This is a genomic window from Actinoplanes aureus (genome assembly GCF_015704865.1).
Classification (GTDB): domain Bacteria; phylum Actinomycetota; class Actinomycetes; order Mycobacteriales; family Micromonosporaceae; genus Actinoplanes; species Actinoplanes aureus.
This window is the reverse complement of sequence record NZ_JADQTO010000008.1, coordinates 91,919-110,833: the sequence shown is the minus strand read 5'-3', so window position 1 is coordinate 110,833 and position 18,915 is coordinate 91,919. Positions and strand designations below refer to the sequence as shown.

The following is an 18,915-nucleotide window of genomic DNA, read 5'->3' as shown; positions in this document are numbered from 1 at the left end:
ACCCGGATACCCGGGTGTGGCCGGGCCGCCGCGCCGGGTTGACCAAGGTCGGTCGGCGACTAGGCTGAACGCGTGAGCGATCGGTTGCCGGTGTTCCCGCTGAGCACGGTGCTCTTTCCCGGTCTGGTGCTGCCCCTGCACATCTTCGAGGAGCGTTACCGCACGCTCGTTCGGGAGCTGGTGGCACAGTCCGCGGACACACCGCACGAGTTCGGTGTGGTCACCCTCCGGCACGGCAGCGAGGTGGCGCCCGACACCGGCGACGGCCCGGCCGCCGACACCCCGTCGGTGAGCGCCGCCGATCTCTACGAGGTGGGCTGCACCGCCGAGCTGCGCCACGTCACCGAGCTGCCGGACGGCCGCTTCGACATCATGACCGTCGGCCGGCGCCGGTTCACCGTGCTGAGCGTCGAGCAGGGCACCACGCCGTACCTCACCGCGCAGGTGCGCTGGCTCCCCGAGGAGACCGAGGCCGACGAGACCGCCCACCTGCTGGCGCCGCGCGTGCTGACCGCCTTCCAGGCCTACCTGGAGCTGCTGCGGCCCAACAGCGAAGTGCTGGACCAGGTGCCCGACGACCCGACCGTGCTGTCCCACCTGGTCGCCGCCACCGCCCAGCTGACCGTCGAGGAACGCCAGCTGCTGCTCGCCATGCCCGACACGGCGAGCCGGCTACGCGCCGAGTTGCGCCTGCTCAACCGCGAGGCCGGCCTGCTGGCGCGGGTCCGGGCCGTGCCGGTGCCGCTCTCCGACCTGGCCCGCCCGGCAAGCCCCAACTAAAAACATTTCGGGGTACGCGCACGCGCCGTCCCGCCGAATCCCGGCCGTCCCGCCGAGCCACGCGGCCACCCACGGCGAGACGCCCCAACGCGCCCGCCGGGCCCATGCAGGCGCCGGTCACGCGATCAGGCAGCGGCCGTCCGGAAGCAGGCCCGCGTACCACTCGTGCCACCGCCGGTCCGGCCCCGGAACGATGTCACCGAACACGCAGACGTCACCGACCCGTACCGCCCAGAGCAGCGCGCCGGGCACGGTCGGATCCTCGGCCCGGCCGAGCCGTACGACCGCGTCGGTGTACCCGGCCATGATCAGCGCCCGCTGGACCCGGGTCACGTACTCTTCGGTCGCCTCCAGCACGGCCTCCCCGGCGCAGGTCCCGCTGCTGTCGAGCTCCTCCAGGCATCCGCCGCCGCGTGCGGTGTTGAACACGGCGACGGCGGCCTCGTCCAGCGACTCGCTCTCACCGATGGCGGGCACGCTTGTTCGCCGGGCGCTGTCCTTCAATTCGAACGCGCAATGACCGGGGTCGTTGATCGGGTCGGCGCAGACCGCTGGTGGTGCGCTGCTCGCCGGAGCCTGGACGGCGCCGCGCTCGCTCTCCGCGCCGCAGGCCGTGACCATCGGAAGGAACAGCGCTGCCAGGGCGACCCGGGCCTTTGATGATCTCACTGCCACGGCGAGCAAGATACGTGATCTTGGGAGCCTCCGGTTCAGCCGAACAGCGCCCCTTCGGCGGCGCTCGGCCGCACAACATCAGCGGTGAATGCCGTCTCCATGGGCCCGGCGGGCGCGTTGGGGCGTCTCGCCGTGGGTGGTCGCGCGGCTCGGCGGGACGGCCGGGATTCGGCGGGACGGTGCGTGCGCGTACCCCGGAAGAGAGGAAGCGTGGCTGCTAGGCCGGCCGGTTCGGGTCTTGGGGTGCGGGCTCGGAGCTGAAGCCGTTGCCGTTCGGAGCGGGCGCCTGGACCGCCTCATTCGGGTAAGGGGAGTGGCCGGTCGCGGGATCTGCCGGATCGCCAGCGGCGGGCCTGCCGTGGGCCGGGTCGTAGGAGGCCAGGTCGTAGGAAGCCGGCGCTCCGAGGTTGCCGGAGGCGTCGTAGGAATCGTATGTGGGGTAGCCCGGCAGGCCGGGGTGGTTGGGGCCGTAGCCGGGCTGGGCGCCTGGGTGGTCCAGGTCCGGGTCGTTCGACCAGCCGGCCAGCAGGGTGAGCACGATCGCCGCGGCGAAGGCGGGCACCAGGGTGGGGCCTAGTGAATGGACCTCGGGGGGTGCCAGGTAGGTGGCGCCCCGTGCGGCGGTGGCCCGCCACTGGTCGTAGTCGCCGCGACCGATCAGCTCGCCGATGAAGGGGGCCACGTAGTGGCCGGCGAGCGACGCTCCCAGCACTACGCCGGCCAGCAGGAACGGACCCCGGTCTCGGCGCAGGATGAGCCAGGCGGCGACCGCGACGAGGATGCCGAAGGCTAGACCGAGCAGGGTGAACCAGCCGTCGGCGGCGACGTACTGCTCCGGCGAGGGGTCGTTGACCACGACGCCGCTGTCGCCGATGTCGATGACCGGCACGCCTGGCGCCAGCCAGGCCCAGAGCAGGCCGAGCGGCACGCCTAGGGCGCTGATCACGGCCGTGGTGAGGGCCGCGACGGTCAGGGTTCGGCGCCACGGACGGTGGCTGCCGTGCTGGATGCCCCAGCTGCGCACCGACCACCGCCCGGGCCGGCCTGGGTCGTACGGCGGCTCGGGGACGCAGGAAGGCCCGGACGGCTCCTCACTCGGGTGCACCCTACGATCCTTCCAGATCGGCCACGACCGTCAGGCCACGGCCGAGGGACCGAGGATCATTTTCAGGTCCGCCCGCAGCGCCGGCGTCGGCGCGACGCGTACGCCGCCCAGGCGCATGACCGTGGTACGGCTGCCGTTCTGGAGATGGACGTGCACCTCCGTGTCGCCGGGATGGCTCACCAGGATCTCCTTGAGCTCGTCCACGAGCGGCGGGGTGCAGCGCGTGATCGGCATCGTGAGGGTGACCGGCTTGCTGTCCGGGTTGTGAGTGATGTCCGGTATGGACATGTCCATCGCCATGATCCGCGGGGTGTCGTCGCGCCGGTCGACCCGGCCCTTGACGACCACGATCGCGTCCTCGGCGATGTACTGCCCGACCAGCTCGTACGTGTTCGGGAAGAAGAGCGCCTCGACCCCACCGGCCAGGTCCTCCAGGGTGGCCGAGGCCCACGCGCGACCCTGCTTGGTGATCCGGCGCTGCACCCCGGTGAGGATGCCGGCGAGGGTGACCACCTGGCCGTCCGGGACCGAACCGTCCTCGTTGAGCGCGGCGATGCTGGTGTCCGCCGAGTTCTGCAGCAGCACCTCCAGGCCGGCCAGCGGGTGGTCGGAGACGTAGAGGCCGAGCATCTCCCGCTCGAAGGCGAGCTTGTCGCGCTTGTCCCACTCGGTGTCGCCGATGGTCGGCATGGCCACCGTGGCCGACGACCCGCCGGGGGTGTCGCCGAACGCTCCGAACAGGTCGAACTGGCCGGCCGCCTCGTTGCGCTTGACGTCCGCGTACGCGTCGATCGCCTCGGCGTGCACGGCGAGCAACCCCTTGCGGCTGTGCCCCATCGAGTCGAACGCGCCCGCCTTGATCAGCGATTCGATGGTCCGCTTGTTGCAGGCCACGGCATCGACTTTGGACAGGAAGTCGTAGAAGTCGTTGTACTCCGACTTCTCCTTCCGGCACCGGACGACCGCCTCGACGACGTTGCCGCCCACGTTGCGGACCGCGCCCAGGCCGAACCGGATGTCCTTGCCGACCGGGGTGAACGGGCCGGCCGACTGGTTCACGTCCGGCGGCAGCACCTGGATGCCCATGCGCCGGCACTCGGCCAGGTAGACGGCCATCTTGTCCTTGTCGTCGCCGACGCTGGTGAGCAGACCGGCCATGTACTCGGCCGGGTAGTGCGCCTTCAGGTACGCCGTCCAGTAGGACACCAGCCCGTACGCCGCGGAGTGCGCCTTGTTGAAGGCGTAGCCGGCGAACGGGACAAGCACGTCCCACACCGCCTGGATCGCCTGGTCGGAGTAGCCGTGCTCGCGGCAGCCGTCGCGGAACGGGATGAACTCCTTGTCCAGGATCTCCTTCTTCTTCTTACCCATGGCGCGGCGGAGCAGGTCGGCCTGGCCGAGGCTGTAGCCGGCGAGGATCTGCGCGGCGCGCTGCACCTGCTCCTGGTAGACGATCAGGCCGTAGGTCGGCTCCAGGATCTCCCGCAGCGGCTCCTCCAGCTCCGGGTGGATCGGGGTGATCTCCTGGAGCTTGTTCTTGCGGAGCGCGTAGTTGGTGTGCGAGTCGACGCCCATCGGGCCGGGACGGTAGAGCGCCAGGACGGCGGAGATGTCCTCGAAGTTGTCCGGCTTCATCAACCGCAGCAGCGAGCGCATCGGCCCGCCGTCCAGCTGGAACACGCCGAGCGTGTCACCGCGGGCCAGCAGGTCGTACGCCGCCTGATCGTCCAGCGGCAGGGCCAGCAGGTCCAGCGCCTTGCCGTGGTTAAGCTCGATGTTCTTGTTCGCGTCGTCGATGATCGTCAGGTTCCGCAGGCCCAGGAAGTCCATCTTCAGCAGGCCGAGCGTCTCGCAGGTCGGGTAGTCGAACTGCGTGATGATCACGCCGTCGGAGGCCCGGCGCATGAGCGGGATGTGGTCGATGATCGGCTCGGCGGACATGATCACGCCGGCCGCGTGCACACCGGTCTGCCGGATCAGGCCCTCGATGCCGCGCGCGGTGTCGATGACCTTCTTGACGTCCGGGTCCGTCTCGTAGAGCGAACGGATCTCACCGGCCTCGTTGTACCGCTTGTCTTCCTTGTTGAAGATGCCACCGAGCGTGATGCCCTTGCCCATGACGTCCGGCGGCATCGCCTTGGTGATCTTGTCGCCCACCGCGAACGGGTAGCCGAGCACCCGGGCCGAGTCCTTGATCGCGGCCTTCGCCTTGATCGTGCCGAACGTCGCGATCTGGGCGACCCGGTCGTCGCCCCACTTCTCGGTCACGTACCGGATGACCTCGCCGCGCCGGCGCTCGTCGAAGTCGATGTCGACATCGGGCATCGAGACACGCTCGGGGTTGAGGAACCGCTCGAAGATCAGGCCGTGCGGCAGCGGGTCCAGGTCGGTGATGCCCATCGCGTACGCGATCAGGGAGCCGGCCGCGGAGCCACGGCCCGGGCCGACCGCGATGCCGTTGTTCTTCGCCCACTGGATGAAGTCCGCGACCACCAGGAAGTACGCCGGGAAGCCCATCTTGATGATGACGTCCAGCTCGTACTCCGCCTGCTTGACGTGCGTCTCCGGGATGCCGTCCGGGAAGCGCCGGCGCAGGCCCTCGAAGGCCACGTGCCGGAAGTACTCCTCCTCGGTGTAGCCGTCCGGGATGGGGAACCGGGGCATCAGGTTCTTGAAGGTGAACATCCCGTCGATGTCCACTTTCTCCGCCACCAGCAGGGTGTTCCGGCAGCCCTGCTGCCACGCCTCGGAGGAGTCCACGGCGCGCATCTGGTCGGCCGACTTCACGAAGTAACCGTTGCCGTCGAAGCGGAATCTGTTCGGGTCGGCGACGTTGCTGCCGGTCTGCACGCAGAGCAGCACGTCGTGCGCCTCGGCCTGAGCCTCGTACGTGTAGTGCGAGTCGTTGGTGACCAGCGGCTTGATGCCGAGCTTCTGCCCGATCTCCAGCAGGCCGTCCCGGACCCGCTTCTCGATGGACAGCCCGTGGTCCATGATCTCGAGGAAGTAGTTGTCCTTCCCGAGCGCCTCCTGGTACATCGCCGCGGACTTGAGCGCCTCGTCGAACTGCCCGAGCCGCAGCCGGGTCTGCACCGCGCCGGACGGGCAGCCGGTGGTGCCCATGATGCCCTCGGCGTGCTCCGCGATGATGTCGAAGTCCATCCGCGGGTACTTGCCGAGCTGGCCCTCCATGGACGCCCGCGAGTTGAGCCGGAACAGGTTCTTCAGGCCGACGGCGTTGCGTGCCCACATGGTCATGTGCGTGTACGCACCGTTACCGGAGACGTCGTCCGACTTCTGCTCCGGACGGCCCCACTTGACCCGGCTCTTGGTCAGCCGCGAGTCGGGCGCGAGATAGGCCTCGACGCCGATCACCGGGATGATGCCGGCGTCTTTCGCCTGCCTGTACATCTCGTACGCGCCGTGCATGTTGCCGTGGTCGGTGATCGCGGCGGCCGGCATGCCGAGCCGTTTCGCCTCACCGAGGAGTTCCTTGATCCGGGCCGCGCCGTCGAGCATCGAGTACTCAGTGTGTACATGGAGATGCACGAACGAGTCGGACACCTAGACCCCCCTCAAGTCGACGGCCCCGGAATCCTAGCCGAAATTACTCGGCAAAAGGCTCCAGCATGACGGACGCGGCACGAAGCCACGCCTGCCTCGTCTCGTTCTGAAGATCCGCGTACTCGATCGAGGAGCCGACCTCGAGCGCCGGGTCGTAGGGCACCACGGCGACCGCACGGGTACGCGTGGCGAAGTGCTTCTGGAAGTCCCCGAGCAGCGGCAGGTGACCCGGCGACGGGCAGGAGATCAGCGTCACGGCGTTGGCCACCATGTCGCCCATCCCGCTCTCCTCGAGCACGTCGAGCATCCAGTCGGCGGTGAAGGCGGCGTCCTCCCGGGGCACCGTGGTGATCACCAGCTGGTCGGCCGTCCGCATGACCGTCTGCCAGTTCACGCTCTCCACGTTGTTGCCGGTGTCCACGCAGATCACGTCGTGGGTACGCCGCAGCAGGTCCATCACCCGCCGCACCGTGCCCTGGTCGAGCCGCTGGGCGAACCGCGGGTTCTCCTCACCGGCCAGCACGTCGTAGGAGCCGTCCGAGGCGTGCCGCAGGTAGGCGTCGAGCTCCTGGAGCAGCGCGTCACCGTGCAGGTTCTCGATCCGCATCAGGTCGGCGAGGAGATGCTTTATGGTCCGGGCGTGCCGGGCGCTGCCGGCCCGCAGGCCCAGGGTGCCGCGCAGCTCGTTGTCGTCCCAGGCCAGCACGCCACGGCCGCGGACGCTGCCGATGGTCGCCGCGGCGAGCACGGTGGCGGTGGTCTTGTGCACGCCGCCCTTGGGGTTGGCGAAGGCCAGCACGCGCGGCTTGCCGAGCTTGCGGCGCATCACCGCGACAGCCCGGTCCGTCCCGTCGTCGGTGCGGCTCTGCCGCCACTCGATCCGGGCCGCCGCCGGGGCGGGCGACGTGGGCGAGGGCTGCACGGCGGGGGTGCGGGGCACGACCGGCGGCGCCGGGTACGCGGGCGCCGGGGCGGCCGCCGCCTGGGCCGGGAAAGCGGGTGGCGCGTAGCCGTTGGGCTGCGGCGGGTAACCGTTGCCTGGGGCGTACCCGTTCGGCGGATACTCGCGGGCCGGGGCGGCGTAGCCGGTGCCCGCGCCGTACTCCCGGGCGGGCGGCGGCGTCGGAGGCTGCGCGGAACGCGGCGCCGGGTCGAAGTAGGTGCTCGGCTGCTCGGCCTCACGCCGCGACTGCCAGCGCGGATCCAGCGGGTTGATCGGCCGCTGCGGCATCGGGCGAGGCTCGGCCGGTGGCGGCGGCGGCTCCGCGGCACGGCGCTCGGCCGCCCGCGGGTCCAGTGGGTTGAACGGGCGACGCTCCACCCCGGCCGCGCCACGGCTCGCCGGCGGCTGCTGGCCCCACTGCTGCTGCTGCTGTTGTTCCTGGGTTTCCGGCTGAACCTGTTCCGGCTCCTCGCTGCGGTTCCCATGCCGGGCACGGTCGAGCAGCGCCCGCCAGCGCGGGGCTGGTTCCGCAGGCCGGCCCCAGCCGGTCTCGGTCCCGTCCACGGCTCGTCCTCTCTGCGCCTACCCGATTTGGTCCTCAGCGACGTTCTCGCCCCTGACAGGCTACGGACGAGAACCCTATTCGGGCCACCGACCGACTGCCCATCCTCCGGTCGTTCTTGATCACATAGCGGCACGCTGGTCGTGCACGTGCATCCACCCGGCCGTTTTCGCAGACGGAAACTTAACGGCCGGATCCCTCACCGCGATGCTGCCGCGGACGGACCGGCCCCTTCCCGAACAGGACTCGCGTCCGGTGCAGAGGGTACGGCAACGCCTCGCTCGGAAGGCAATACGGCCGGAAGCGACTCCTCGCCCGAATCCTCGGGTGAGGCGGATGTCACATGAGTCCCGATCGACGACGGTATCGGCGTGGGCCGTACGGAGGCAATGGGCGATTTATCCGATGGCACGACAGCGGTGCCCGGCACCCGCACCCCGGAGCGTTCCGGCTCCGGATCGACCGTCCCGGACTCCTCCGGCAGCGGCGGCCGGAACTCGGTACGGTCCAGGCGGTGCACCTCCGGCGCCGGGTCCACCGATCGCACCCCGGCACGGCCGGCCAGGTCGCTGAGCACCGCCGGGGTGGCCCGGACCACCGCGGCGAAGACGCACCCGCACCCCGCCCGGTACGCGGCCGCCTCCTCGGCGGCGGTGCGGGCCGCCGACTCGTACGTCGACCGCAGCCGGGTCTCGGTGCGCCCGGAGCCCTCCAGTGCCCGGCCCAGCCGCAGGTACTCGGCCTGCTCCTGGTCCCGGGCCAGGGCCGCGTTCAGCATTCCGGCGGTCACGTCGTCGGGCATCCGGTACACCGGGATCCGGGTGACCTGGGTCCGGCTGTCCGGCAGCGGCACCCGCGCGTACACCTGCGCCACCGCGGCACCGGCCAGCAGATCGGCGACCCGGGCCGGCAACGCGTACGCCCCGAGGCTCACCAGCGCCCAGGTGTCACCGGCCACCGGCGCCGACGGGTCGGTGAGCTTCGCCAGCTCCTCCTGCGACGCCCGCAGGTAGCCGGAGACCGACTGGCCCTCGACCACACCGACCCGGACCACGTCGCCCGGGTCCTCGCCCGACGGCAGGTCGCGATCCACCCAGAAGACGACCAGAACCAGCACGACGGTAGCCGCCAGCGCCACTCCGGTCATGATCTGCAACCGGAGCGAGCCGCCCCCGAACCGGATCCTGTGCTTGTCCGCAGCGGAGAACAAAAGGGAAACCCACTCCCCCCGACGGTCAGCCGGCGTCCTCCAGGACGTCCAGCGCGAATTTCAGGTCGTCAGGGTAATCGCTGACGAACCGAACCTCCTCGAGTGTCCGCGGGTGCAGGAACGCCAGCTCACGGGCGTGCAGCCACTGACGTTCCAGCTTGAGGCGGGAGGCCAGCGTGGGGTCGGCACCGTACGTCAGGTCACCGGCGCAGGGGTGACGCATCGCCGAGAAGTGCACCCGGATCTGGTGGGTCCGCCCGGTCTCCAGCCGCACGTCGACCAGGCTGGCCGAGCGGAACGCCTCGAGCGTGTCGTAGTGCGTCACGCTGGGCTTGCCGCCGGACATCACCGCGAACTTGTAGTCGGCGGTGGGGTGCCGGTCGATCGGGGCGTCGATGGTGCCGCGCAGCGGGTCGAGGTGGCCCTGGACCACGGCGTGGTACCGCTTCTCCACCTCGCGCTCCTTGAACGCCCGCTTCAGCACGCTGTACGCCGTCTCGCTCTTGGCCACCACCATCAGGCCGGTGGTGCCCACGTCGAGCCGGTGCACGACGCCCTGCCGCTCGGCGGCACCGCTGGTGGCCACGTTCTGCCCCATCGCGGCCAGGCCGCCGACCACGGTCGGACCGGTCCAGCCGGGGCTCGGGTGCGCGGCGACGCCGACCGGCTTGTCCACCACCACGATGTCGTCGTCGCTGTAGATGATGCCGAGGCCGTGCACCGGCTCGGCCACGATCACCGGAGCCGACACCGGGGCGGGCAGGGTCACCTCCAGCCAGGAGCCGGCCGCGACCTTCTCCGACTTGGCCCGCGGCACGCCGTCCACCAGGGCGTCACCGGCCTCGACCAGGGTCGCGGCGGCGGTCCGGGAGAGCCCGAAGAGCCGGGACACGGCCTGGTCGAGCCGCATGCCGTCCAGACCGTCCGGAACCGGCAGGGAACGCTGCCCGCTCATGCCCGCTCCTCCGCTCCGGTAGCCGGCTGCGGGTTGTTCTTCTTGCTCTGCAGGCGGCTGCCGTCGCGCTGCCGTCCGGTCAGCTCGAGCAGCACGGCGAGCACCACACCGACGCTCAGGCAGCTGTCGGCGAAGTTGAAGACCGCGAAGTACTCCCCGTACGGCCCGAAGACGCTGATCATGTCGACCACGTGGCCGTGCAGGAAGCCGGGCGCCCGGAACAGCCGGTCGGTCAGGTTGCCGAGCGCGCCGCCGAGCACCAGGCCCAGCGCGATCGCCCACGGCACCGAGCGCAGCCGGCTGGCCATCCACCCGATCCAGCCGACCACCACCAGCGTGATCAGCGGGAAGACCCAGGTGTACGAGCTACCGAAGCTGAACGCCGCCCCGCTGTTGCGCAGCAGCGACAGGTGGATCAGCCCACCGAGGATCCGGACCGGCTCACCCGGCTCCAGGTTCTCGGTGGACAGGTGCTTGGTCCACTGGTCGACCGCCACGGCGATGACCGCGGTGGCGGCCAGGACGGCCACGGCTCGGGGCGCGAACCGTGGACGTGGGTCCACAGCCGCTGGCTCGTCGGCGTTCAGCGTCGTTCCTCCAACTGCTTACAAGAGACACAGAGCGTGGCGGACGGGAACGCGGCCAGTCGCTCGACCGGAATCTGGTTGCCGCACCGCTCACACCAACCGTAGTTGCCCGCACTGAGCCGATCGAGGGCGCGTTCCACCTGTGTGATCCGCTCGAGCAGGTTGTTGGCCAGCGTGATCTCCTGTTCCCGCTCGAACGTCTTGGTGCCGGTGTCGGCCTGGTCGTCCCCGGCCGAGTCGGCGAGCCGCTCGCGCTGCAACTCGGAGATCTCGCTGAGCGCCTGATCGTACTCGGCCTGCAGGTCGCCCAGCCGCGCGACCAGAGCCTGCCGGATCTGTTCGGTCTCTTCGGCGGTGCGGCTGCGCTCAGCGGCGGACCCACCGGTCGAACCGGCCCGGATTTCGGTTGCCTTGGCCATCGTCGCTCCCTCGGCCGCGCCAGTCGCGCGGCGATCAGCGGTCTACGGGATCGCGGGCGGCGGGCTGGTGGCCTATGCCGCCTCTCCCCTGTCATTCCCCGTCGTCCTCAGCGGTGCACCGCCGTAGATCTTGCCCCACCTGCACAAATGGCGCGGCGGGAAACGGCCGCGCACTCGGTGAGGCTGGCAAGGATACGGAAGGTGAGATACCTCGACAACCCGCCATCCTTCTCGGTTCCGACAAACCGGCATGAAGGGGTCACCAGCCCGTCGGATAACCGACGATACACCTCAGGTGACGCAACCTTCACGTGGAGTCATCAGGCTCCGTCCCGGAGTGTGGCGAACCGGCCCGCCCACCGGGCCGCCGGCGCCGACACCGTGAAGACCTTGTCCCGGCTGGTCGCTCCGAGGCGCAGAGCCACTTCGGCGGGGCGGACCCCGAGGGCGTCGGCGAGCGCCCGGCGGACCGCCTCGGTCGCTTTGCCGTCGACCGCCGGCGCGCCGACGGCGACGATCAGCGCCGGACCGTGTGGACCGTCATAACGACCACCCACCCGGGTACGCCCGGCGCCCGGCCGTACGCGTACCGGAACCGAGTCCCCGGCCGCCGGACGGTGAACGGCCACGGTCAGCGGTGCGCCACGGCGGCGACCAGCCGGTCCACCGGACGGCACAGCCCGCACGGGCTGAAGCCGAGCTCGACCGCCTCGTTCACCGGCAGCGGCTCGGTCAACCGGCCGACCAGGTGCGGACAGTCCGCCATGTGATAGCGCGGCCGCCCGTCCACCACGAGGACCTCGAGGTCCAGCCGGGCGATCAGCACGGCGTCGGCCGGGCGGACGGACTGGGGCAGCGGCTCGTCGTCGGGGTCGTCGTCGTCCGGCTCGCCGAACTCGTCAGCCGCCGGATCGGGCGGCTCGGCCGCGGCCGCCGCGGGCGACTCGGCGGGACGGCGCCAGGACTGGTCCTCCGGCTCGGGAGTGCGGGCCGCGTGGATGGTGGCGGAGGCGGCCGCTCGCGGGTCGGATTCGGGCGCGGAGTCAGATTGGGCATAGTCTGCGCCAGCGGACGGAACGGCACCGCGCTCGCCACTCAAATGGGCGGCCGTGTCCCGGGAACCGGCCGCGCGAGCCTCGTCCGCCTCGTCCTCGGTGGTGTCCTCGCCGACCGGCGGGACCGGCTGTGCGGCGCCGACCTGATCGGCGAGATCGGGGTCGCGGTAGCTCGCCGAATCACCTGCGAACGCCGCCGCGCCGGGGGCAGAATCGTCGGCGGAGGCGTCGACCACGGTCTCGTCGTCGCCGTCCGGCCGGTCCCCTCGGGTGGGTGACCCCGGCATCGGAACGGCGGGCTCGGGCCCGAGCGGGACCTCGACGCGGCGGGCGGCGGCCTGCCGGAGGCCGATCACCAGGGTGACCGCGGCCGACAGGCTGACCACGATCGAGGCTATGAGAAGGCTGCTCGAACCGTTGATCAGCCCGAGCGCGACAAACAGCACCGCGACGGGGATGAGCAGGAAACTAGCAACGATCATGGCTCATCCTCGTCGCGGTGCGATGTGCTGGGGTCAGCGACCCGATTCGATGGAGTTGGCCCGGCCACCGCCGTACGAACCGGCGAGACCGGCCGCGGCCAGACCACCGGAACCACCCACGGAACGGCTGGCGTCGGCACGCGACAGCTCGGCCTCGAGGCCCTGACCCCGGCCGTCCAGGTCGCGCAGCTGGCTTTCCAGGTACGCCTTGAGGCGCGTGCGGTACTCCCGCTCGAACTGCTTCAGCTCCTCGATGTGCTTCTGCAGCGCGGTCCGCTTGGCGTCCAGGCCGCCCATGGCCTCCTGGTGCCGCTGACGGGCGTCGCGCTCGAGGGCGTCGGCCTTGGCCCGGGCCTCGCGGGTGACCTCCTCCGCCTTGGAGCGGGCGTCGGAGAGAAGCTTGTCGGCCTCGCGCCGGGCGTCCGACACGTGGTCGTCGGCGGTGCGCTGGGCCATCATCAGCACGCGCAGGGCCTGCTGCTCGCCGTCGGCGCCACCGGCTGCCGGGCCGGGGCCGGGGCCCTGGGCCCGCACCTGCTCCAGCTCGGCCTGCATCTGACGGGCGGCCTGCTCAGCCGCGGTCTTGTCCCGCTGCACCCGGTCGAGCTGGGCCTTCAGGTCGTTGAGCTCGGCGGCCATGCGGGGGTCGGCACCCGGGCCGGCTGGTGCGCCACCCCGACCGCCACGCTCCACCTGGGCACGCAGCTCGTTGTTCTCCTCGATCAGACGGGCGAGCTCGCGCTCCACCTCGTCAAGGAAGGCGTCGACCTCCTCCTCGTCATACCCCCGCTTGCCGATCGGGGGCTTCTTGAAGGCGACGTTGTGCACGTCGGCCGGGGTCAGCGGCATCGAAACTCCTCGGGTCAGTCGCGGCCGCGGTTGGGGCGGGGCTGCTGTCTAGCTGTAGGTACGAATCAGTGGGGTCAGCACGAAGTTCATGAGCACGAACAGGATAACCAGCAGCACGATGGAAGCCAGGTCCAAACTCACGTTACCAATGCGCAGCGGTGGGATCACACGCCTCAACGCCTTGAGGGGTGGATCCGTGACGCTCCACACCGATTCCAGTCCCGCCGAGGCGCCCCGGCTGGGTTGCCACCGCCGTCCGTACTGGAGCACCGCGCCCAGGACGAACCTGGTTAGCAGCACGATGAAGAAGAGGTACAGCAACACGTAGAGAATCTGGAACACGATCGACAGCACGTCAGGCGGATCCCTCGTTCGGGTCAATCAGCTTCGAGTGAATCAACTCTGGGTGAAGAAGCCGCCCTCAGCGATCTTGGCCTTGTCCTCCGCGGTGACCTGGACATTCGCCGGTGAGAGCAGGAAAACCCGGTTGGTCACGCGCTCGATCGTACCCCGCAGACCGAACGCCAGCCCGGCGGCGAAGTCGACCAGTCGCCGCGCATCGGATTCATCCATCTCAGTGAGGTTGATGATCACCGGCACACCGTCCCGGAAGTGCTCGCCGATGGTCCGCGCCTCCCGGTAGGTGGTGGGGTGCAGCGTGGTGATCTGGTACCGCTGCTCCTCCTCGACCGGGCGCTGGTGAACCGGCTGCTGGTGAACCGTAGGCTGCGGCTTCAGCGCGAGGTTCTCCCGGGTCGAGTAGGTGAGCGAGTCGGACTGCTCCGGGGCCAGGGAGGACCGGGGAGTGATGGAGCGCACGCTCGCCCGATCGAGACGGTCACTCTCCTCCCGGTCCAGGTCGGCCCGGGCCGTCGAGACCCGCTCACCGAGACGGCTGTGGCCGGAGCGCTCCGCCCGCGACCGCGGGACCGGGCGCTCCTCCTCGACCTCGTCCTCGTCGGCGAACTCGTCCGCGTACCGGTGGTCGCTGGAGTAACGGTCACGGTCGCGGTCGCGTTCCCGCCCGCGGTAGGAGCTCTCCCGGTAGTTGCGGTCGTCGTACCCGCGGTCGTCGTCCTCCTCGACGAGGCCGAGCCAGACGCCCGCCTTGCGAAACGCGCTGCTCATGCGACCCCTCCCTGCCGAGAGTCCATGCCCCCACCTCCGTCAGCCGTGCGGCCCCGCGCCCCCTTAGGCGTGCCGCGCCCCCCTTGTGCGGATCGATGCAACAGGTCCGAATCGGACCCGTGACCCGCTGCGACGCTGCGTCGTCGGACGCGCCGGCCGCCGTGGGTTGTCGAAGCCCAGAAGCACGTCGCGCAAAACAACACCTGTGTAGTTTGCTGCCCGCCGCAAGGCTACCGCAGCGAGTTTCGCATCCCGAGTAAAGATGTTCCGATCCGTACGTGTGTCGCCCCGTGCCGGACGGCGGCCTCCAGGTCGCCACTCATGCCCGCGGAGACCGTCGTAGCGCCGGGGTATCGCTCGGCCATCCGTCCAGCCAGGACGGACAGTTTCGCGAAGGCCCGATCCGGGTCCCAGCCGAGCGGCGCGACCGCCATCACGCCACCGAGCCGGAGACCGTCCGACCCGGCCACTGAGTCGGATACCCGCCAAAGATCATCTTCAACCACGCCGCCACGCTCGGCGTCGCCGTCGATGCTGACCTGGATCAGCACGTCGAGCGGAACCGGCCGCTCGGCGGCGGCCCGGGCCAGTACCGCGACGAGGCGCTCCGAGTCCACCGACTCCACCACGTCGGCGTACCGGATGACGGAGCGGACCTTGTTGCGCTGCAACCGGCCGACGAAATGCCAGCGAAGGTTCGCGCCGGCGGCGCGAACCTCGGCCGCCTTGGCGGCCGCCTCCTGGTCCCGGTTCTCCCCGACGTCGGTGACGCCGAGCCCGGCGAGCAGTAACACGTCGCTCGCCGGGTACGTCTTGGTCACCGCGGTCAGCGTCACCGATCCCGATGGCCGCCCGGCCGCCTCGCAGGCCCGCGCGATCCGCTCCCGCACCAGCTGAAGATTGGCGGCGAGCTCGGCCCGCCGCCCCTCGTCACGTTCCATCGAAGAAAATCAGGAGCCGTTCTTGAGGAAGTCCGGCACGTCCACGTCGTCGAAGAGCATCCGGCGCGGGGCCGGCGGCGTGCTCGCCGCCGACTGGTTGCTGCCGGCGCCCGCCGGGACCGGCGGCTGCGACGTCTGCTGCGTAGTGGCGGGCACGGGCGGCGCCACCTTCCGGACCGGCTCGGACGGCTTGTACGAGGGCGCGCCCCCGTCGAAGCCCGCCGCGATCACCGTGACCCGCACCTCGTCACCGAGCGCGTCGTCGATGACCGCACCGAAGATGATGTTCGCGTCCGGGTGTGCCGCGTCGGTGACCAGCTGCGCCGCGTCGTTGATCTCGAACAGGCCCAGGTCCGAGCCGCCGGCGATGGAGAGCAGCACGCCGCGCGCGCCGTCCATGCTCTGCTCCAGCAGCGGGCTGGAGATCGCCTTCTCGGCCGCCTCGACGGCGCGGTTGTCCCCGCGCGCGCTGCCGATGCCCATGAGCGCACTGCCCGCGCCGCTCATGACGCTCTTCACGTCGGCGAAGTCCAGGTTGATCAGACCCGGCGTGGTGATCAGGTCGGTGATGCCCTGAACGCCGGAGAGCAGCACCTGGTCGGCCTGACGGAACGCGTCCATCATGCTGATCCCGCGGTCGCCGAGGGCGAGCAGCCGGTCGTTCGGGATCACGATCAGCGTGTCGCACTGATTGCGCAGCTCGTCGATGCCGGCCTCGGCCTGCACCTGCCGGCGCTTGCCCTCGAACGAGAACGGCCGGGTCACCACGCCGATGGTGAGCGCGCCCAGCTTGCGGGCGATGTTGGCGACCACCGGAGCGCCGCCGGTGCCGGTGCCACCGCCCTCGCCACACGTCACGAAGACCATGTCGGCGCCCTTGAGCACCTCCTCGATCTCGTCCCGGTGGTCCTCGGCGGCGTTCTTGCCGACCTCGGGCTGTGCGCCGGCGCCCAGGCCACGGGTCAGTTCCCGGCCGACGTCCAGCTTGACGTCGGCATCGCTCATCAGCAGCGCTTGGGCATCGGTGTTGATCGCGATGAACTCGACGCCTTTGAGCCCAACCTCGATCATGCGGTTCACAGCGTTCACGCCGCCGCCGCCGATGCCGACGACCTTGATGACCGCAAGGTAGTTGTGCGGAGGTGTCATCGGGCTCAGCCTTCCCTTCCGGGGTTGGCGGATATCGAGGGCCCCTGCGGGTCCAACCCAGGAACCGCACTTCGATATCCGCTGCCGTACAAGGGAGGGCGAGGAAACCCCTCACCCTCTACTAGAGGTTTAGAGTTATGTCAACCACTCAAACCTCTCGACGCAACGTATGCGGACATGCCGCCGCAGCCAAAGACCCGGGGCGGCGTGTCGCGTCCGCTTACGTGGCCAGTATCCGACTGACCCGTAACCTCGAACCTAATATTACGTTCGTCACTATTGTCCGTTTGGCCAGACAGCTACCGAATGGTCACCACGGACGGGGCGCTGACGTCGATCTCGTCGCCCTTCTGGCGTAGCAGCGCCGTCGCGACCTTGCTCTTCTCGTCGCTCTTGGTGTCGTCGCCCCAGATGACGACCCGGCCCTTGCGCAGCTCGAGCCGGATCTGCACCGGGGACACCACGGCCACCGCCACCAGCTGCTCCCGGAGCTCGTCGCTGAGGGCGCCGAGCACGGTCAGGGCCGATCCGGTGTTCGCGTCCGCCGGCCCCGGCGTGCCCAGCCGGGCCAGTGGCAACCCGCGCGGCTGCTTCGCCACCACCCGGAACGGCACGCCCTCGTCGTCGATCAGGATGAACTGCTCCCGCACCGGCACCGCCGCCACCGCGGTCCGCTCCACCACCTCGACGACCAGCGTCGACGGCCAGCTGCGGTTGATCACCACCCGGTCCACCGCGGGCAGGCCGCGTACCCGGGCACCGACCGCGTCCACGTCCACCCGGGCCAGCGGCAGCTCCGCCGGGACCGCGGCGGCCTCGCGTACCTGGTCCTGGGTGAGCAGTTCGGCGCCGACCACCTGGACCCGCCGCACACCGAGCACCGAGGTGCCGTACACCACCCAGACCAGCGCTCCGGCGACCAGCAGCACGACCGAACCGACCAGCCAGGGCAGTGCGGCACGCAGGCGCCGCTGCCGGGCGCGCGCCATGAACCGGCGCGCCGACGGGGGTACGGCGTCCGTGTCCGCCCGTACCAGCCGCCAGTTGCGCGTGCCCCCGCCCGGCATCGGGTCTACCGGGCCAGGTCCGGCTGGTGGTCCGCCTCGGCGAGCGCGGACAGCAGCTCGTCACCCATCAGCGAGATCGGCGGCGCGCCCATGGTCACCACCACGTCGCCCGGGCGGCTGCGCCGGACCACCTCGTCCGGCACGTCCTCCCAGTCCGGCACGAAGACCTTCCGCTCGGCGGGCAGCTCGATCGCCGCGGTCAGCGCCCGGCCGCCCTCGCCCGGGCTGCGGGTCTCGCCCGGCCCGAACACCTCCATGCAGATCACCTCGTCGGCGACGGCCAGCCCGTCGGCGAGCTCGGCCTGGAGGTCGCGGGTGCGGTACACCCGGTACGGCTGGAAGACCACGAGCAGCCGCCCGTCGCCGGCCACCTCGCGCAGCGTGCGCAGGGCCGCCTTCACCGAGGTCGGGTGGTACGCGTACTCGTCGTACACCCGCACGCCCGCGGCGATGCCCTTGCGCTCGAACCGGCGCCGCACTCCCGGGAACGATCCCAGTGCCTCGACCACTTTCGCCAGCGGCAGGCCCAGCTTGCACGCGGTGAGCACGGCGGCCGCGCTGTTCAGGCCCATGTGCTTGCCGGGTAGCGCCAGCTTCAGCTCGCCGAGCGACTCGCCGTCCAGTTCGGCCCGGTAGCGCACGCCGCTCACCGAGGAGACGATGTCGCTGATCCGCAGGTCCGCGTCCGCCGACTCGCCGTACGTGTAGACGGTCTTCCCGGCCGCCTTCAGCCCGGCGATCAGCTCCTCGGTCCCCGGACCGTCCGCGCAGGTCACCACGAACCCGTCGGCCAGCTCACCGAACCTCTGGAAGCCCGCCTTCAGCGAGTCCAGGTCGCCCCAGTTGTTGAGGTGATCGCCCTCGATGTTCGTGATGATCGCGACGTGCGGCCGGTAGATCAGGAACGACTTGTCGCTCTCGTCGGCCTCGACCACGAAGTACGGCCCGGTGCCGTGGTGCCCCGCCGCACCGGCCTCGGAGATCTCGCCGCCGATCACGAAGGACGGGTCCTGCCCGGCGTGCTGCAGGATCACCGTCATGATCGAGGTCGTGGTGGTCTTGCCGTGGGTGCCGGCGATCGCGATGCTCCGCCGGTTCGTCATGGCCGCCGCCAGGGCCTCCGACCGGTGCAGCACCCGCAGCCCGCGCCGGCGCGCCTCGACCATCTCGATGTGGTCCTGCGGGATCGCCGTCGAGTAGACCACCGTGTCCACGCCGTCCAGGTTCGACGCCACGTGCGACATGTGCACCGTGCCACCGAGCGCGCGCAGCGCCGCCAGCGCGGGCCACTCGCGCAGCTCGCTGCCGGAGACCGGGACGCCCCGGGTCAGCAGGAGCCGGGCGAGACCGGCCATGCCGACGCCACCGATCCCGATCAGGTGCACGCTGCCCAGGTCCTCGGCGGTCATCTCACCGGCCGGCGTCAGCTCCGCCGTGTTCACAG

Annotated in this window: 18 protein-coding genes; 1 reads left to right on the top strand and 17 read right to left on the bottom strand. The window is 70.5% G+C overall.

The features are described from left to right. Positions 1-72: 72 nt before the first annotated feature. The gene (locus I4J89_RS18790) at positions 73-780 is read left to right on the top strand and encodes an LON peptidase substrate-binding domain-containing protein (RefSeq protein ID WP_196415290.1); all 708 of its coding nucleotides are present in this window, start codon (positions 73-75) and stop codon (positions 778-780) included. Between the two features lie 117 nt (positions 781-897). On the opposite strand, the gene I4J89_RS18785 is transcribed toward I4J89_RS18790, so the two are convergent. From I4J89_RS18785 to murC, 17 genes are all read right to left on the bottom strand, one after another. Further along, positions 898-1,455 (bottom strand): hypothetical protein, encoded by a 558-nt coding sequence (locus I4J89_RS18785; RefSeq protein ID WP_196415289.1) that lies wholly within the window; start codon positions 1,453-1,455, stop codon positions 898-900. Positions 1,456-1,672: 217 nt separating this feature from the next. Next, positions 1,673-2,560: a hypothetical protein gene (locus I4J89_RS18780; protein ID WP_196415288.1), complete on the bottom strand. Its 888-nt coding sequence runs from the start codon at positions 2,558-2,560 to the stop codon at positions 1,673-1,675. 30 nt (positions 2,561-2,590) lie between these two features. After that, positions 2,591-6,124, bottom strand: a complete 3,534-nt coding sequence (dnaE, locus tag I4J89_RS18775; RefSeq protein WP_196415287.1) for a DNA polymerase III subunit alpha — start codon at positions 6,122-6,124, stop codon at positions 2,591-2,593. A 43-nt stretch (positions 6,125-6,167) separates the two neighbouring features. After that, positions 6,168-7,631 (bottom strand): AAA family ATPase, encoded by a 1,464-nt coding sequence (locus I4J89_RS18770; RefSeq protein ID WP_196415286.1) that lies wholly within the window; start codon positions 7,629-7,631, stop codon positions 6,168-6,170. Between the two features lie 197 nt (positions 7,632-7,828). Then, entirely contained in the window at positions 7,829-8,776 is a 948-nt protein-coding gene (locus I4J89_RS18765; protein WP_230859182.1) for a hypothetical protein, read from the bottom strand. 88 nt (positions 8,777-8,864) lie between these two features. Continuing rightward, positions 8,865-9,794, bottom strand: coding sequence for an RluA family pseudouridine synthase (locus tag I4J89_RS18760; RefSeq protein WP_196415284.1), 930 nt, complete (start codon positions 9,792-9,794; stop codon positions 8,865-8,867). Beyond that, positions 9,791-10,381 (bottom strand): signal peptidase II, encoded by a 591-nt coding sequence (gene lspA, locus I4J89_RS18755; RefSeq protein ID WP_373688144.1) that lies wholly within the window; start codon positions 10,379-10,381, stop codon positions 9,791-9,793. Before lspA ends, I4J89_RS18760 begins: the two co-directional genes overlap by 4 nt. Then, positions 10,378-10,800, bottom strand: a complete 423-nt coding sequence (locus I4J89_RS18750; RefSeq protein WP_196415282.1) for a TraR/DksA family transcriptional regulator — start codon at positions 10,798-10,800, stop codon at positions 10,378-10,380. Before I4J89_RS18750 ends, lspA begins: the two co-directional genes overlap by 4 nt. A 320-nt stretch (positions 10,801-11,120) precedes the next feature. Continuing rightward, entirely contained in the window at positions 11,121-11,429 is a 309-nt protein-coding gene (locus tag I4J89_RS18745) for a DUF167 domain-containing protein (protein WP_196415281.1), read from the bottom strand. Between the two features lie 2 nt (positions 11,430-11,431). Next, entirely contained in the window at positions 11,432-12,337 is a 906-nt protein-coding gene (locus I4J89_RS18740) for a hypothetical protein (RefSeq protein WP_196415280.1), read from the bottom strand. 33 nt (positions 12,338-12,370) lie between these two features. Next, the gene (locus I4J89_RS18735) at positions 12,371-13,186 is read right to left on the bottom strand and encodes a DivIVA domain-containing protein (RefSeq protein WP_196415279.1); all 816 of its coding nucleotides are present in this window, start codon (positions 13,184-13,186) and stop codon (positions 12,371-12,373) included. A gap of 48 nt (positions 13,187-13,234) precedes the next feature. After that, entirely contained in the window at positions 13,235-13,540 is a 306-nt protein-coding gene (locus I4J89_RS18730) for a YggT family protein (protein WP_196415278.1), read from the bottom strand. A gap of 42 nt (positions 13,541-13,582) precedes the next feature. Next, positions 13,583-14,314, bottom strand: coding sequence for a cell division protein SepF (locus tag I4J89_RS18725; RefSeq protein WP_196415277.1), 732 nt, complete (start codon positions 14,312-14,314; stop codon positions 13,583-13,585). A 230-nt stretch (positions 14,315-14,544) separates the two neighbouring features. Beyond that, the gene (locus I4J89_RS18720; protein ID WP_196415276.1) at positions 14,545-15,255 is read right to left on the bottom strand and encodes a YggS family pyridoxal phosphate-dependent enzyme; all 711 of its coding nucleotides are present in this window, start codon (positions 15,253-15,255) and stop codon (positions 14,545-14,547) included. A gap of 9 nt (positions 15,256-15,264) precedes the next feature. Beyond that, positions 15,265-16,404: a cell division protein FtsZ gene (ftsZ, locus tag I4J89_RS18715; RefSeq protein WP_196415275.1), complete on the bottom strand. Its 1,140-nt coding sequence runs from the start codon at positions 16,402-16,404 to the stop codon at positions 15,265-15,267. A gap of 299 nt (positions 16,405-16,703) precedes the next feature. Further along, positions 16,704-17,471: a cell division protein FtsQ/DivIB gene (locus I4J89_RS18710; RefSeq protein ID WP_196415274.1), complete on the bottom strand. Its 768-nt coding sequence runs from the start codon at positions 17,469-17,471 to the stop codon at positions 16,704-16,706. A 5-nt stretch (positions 17,472-17,476) separates the two neighbouring features. Then, positions 17,477-18,880: a UDP-N-acetylmuramate--L-alanine ligase gene (gene murC, locus I4J89_RS18705; protein WP_196415476.1), complete on the bottom strand. Its 1,404-nt coding sequence runs from the start codon at positions 18,878-18,880 to the stop codon at positions 17,477-17,479. Positions 18,881-18,915: the final 35 nt, after the last annotated feature.